Source organism: Acinetobacter sp. WCHAc060006 (assembly GCF_004209135.1).
Lineage (GTDB): Bacteria > Pseudomonadota > Gammaproteobacteria > Pseudomonadales > Moraxellaceae > Acinetobacter > Acinetobacter cumulans.
Window position 1 is genome coordinate 1 of the sequence record NZ_SGSS01000102.1, and the last position, 579, is coordinate 579.

Sequence of the window (579 nt, forward strand, 5' to 3'; positions counted from 1 at the left end):
TAACTCAACAGCCAGACGGTTCATGGACAGGTAAAGTGGTTGCTGATGGCAATACAGGTGCTGTGGGTAAAGTAGATTTAACCATCCCAGCTGGTTCATACACAGACAATGCAGGTAACCCAGGTACTGTTGCGAACCAATCACAATCTGTACCAAGTATTGATACTACTGCGCCAACTTCAACAGTGACACTAGATGCAAACGGCAACTTGAAGATCACATTCAGCGAAACGGTTAAAGGTTTCGATGCATCTGACGTGAAAGTGACTGGCGGTACAGTGAGTGGCTTAACTCAACAGGCAGACGGTTCTTGGACAGGTAAAGTCGTTGCAGATGGCAACACAGGTGCATCTGGTCTAGTTACAGTTACTGTTGCAGACAACTCATTCACAGACCTTGCAGGTAACAACGGTATTGGTTCGAAAGCTGAAAATATCAGCGTACCAAGTCTAGATACGACAGCACCGACAGCAACGATTGTGATTACGCCAGCGGGTGAAGTAACAATTACATTCAGCGAGCCAGTAAAAGGCTTCGATCCAACTGATGTAAAAGTGACTGGTGGTACGGTGAGTGGTT

The 579-nt window shown here is 46.3% G+C and carries 1 protein-coding gene; it reads left to right on the top strand.

Features of this window, described 5'->3' with window-relative positions; all coding sequences use genetic code 11:
* Positions 1–579 (top strand): Ig-like domain-containing protein (locus tag EXE29_RS17580; protein WP_252383559.1); only part of this gene is annotated, 579 nt, incomplete at both ends.